Source organism: Streptococcus parasanguinis, from assembly GCF_001578955.1.
In the GTDB taxonomy this organism is placed as follows: domain Bacteria; phylum Bacillota; class Bacilli; order Lactobacillales; family Streptococcaceae; genus Streptococcus; species Streptococcus parasanguinis_U.
In genome coordinates, this window is sequence record NZ_KQ969689.1 from 662,644 (window position 1) to 663,397 (window position 754).

The following is a 754-nucleotide window of genomic DNA, read 5'->3' on the forward strand; positions in this document are numbered from 1 at the left end:
GAGGCTGAAGTAATCTTTTTAGGGGTCAAACCCTATCAGATTTGCCCTCTTTTAGAAGAGTATAAAGGCATCTTGGCTCAACGCTCTAATCTCTTGCTGGTTTCCATGGCTGCAGGCCTGGAACTAGAAAAGATGACTGACGTGATCCAGAACGGCCAGCTAGGGCTAATTCGCATCATGCCCAATACGCCTGTGGCCATTGGTCAAGGTGTTATCAGTCTGGCCCGCTCCCAAGCAGTGACAGACCAGCAGATTGCCCAGGTCAAGCAGCTCTTAGCAGGCGCAGGGGCTCTCTACGAGATCGAGGAAAAATTAATGGATCCTGCAACGGCTGTCGCAGGCTGTGGGCCAGCCTTTGTCTATCAGATGATTGAAGCCATGGCAGATGCAGGAGTAGGGTTAGGACTTACACGAGAGCAAGCCTTGCAGATGGCTGCACAGACCTTCCAAGGCGCTAGTCAAATGGTCCTAGAGACAGGCGAGCACCCAGCCCGCTTGCGAGATGCAGTTTGTAGCCCAGGTGGTTCTACCATCGCAGGAGTCAACCGCTTAGAACAAGTCGGCCTACGGGGCGACATCATTGCAGGAGTGGAAGCAGCCTACAAACGCACCCAAGAAATGGGACAAGAGGCAGCGAAGGAATAGAAAAAGATTGGTTTTGGCCAATCTTTCAAATTGAAAATATAGTCCTCTTAGAAACTTTCCTTAGGTGAGTACGGACGTCAGCGAACTTCCTCGAAGTTCCATGACTAAA

The 754-nt window shown here is 50.8% G+C and carries 1 protein-coding gene; it reads left to right on the top strand.

What is annotated here, in order from left to right; translation table 11 throughout:
- Positions 1-645 (top strand): pyrroline-5-carboxylate reductase (gene proC, locus SPADD19_RS03170; protein ID WP_128861567.1); only part of this gene is annotated, 645 nt, incomplete at its 5' end.
- Between the last annotated feature and the right edge of the window lie 109 nt (positions 646-754).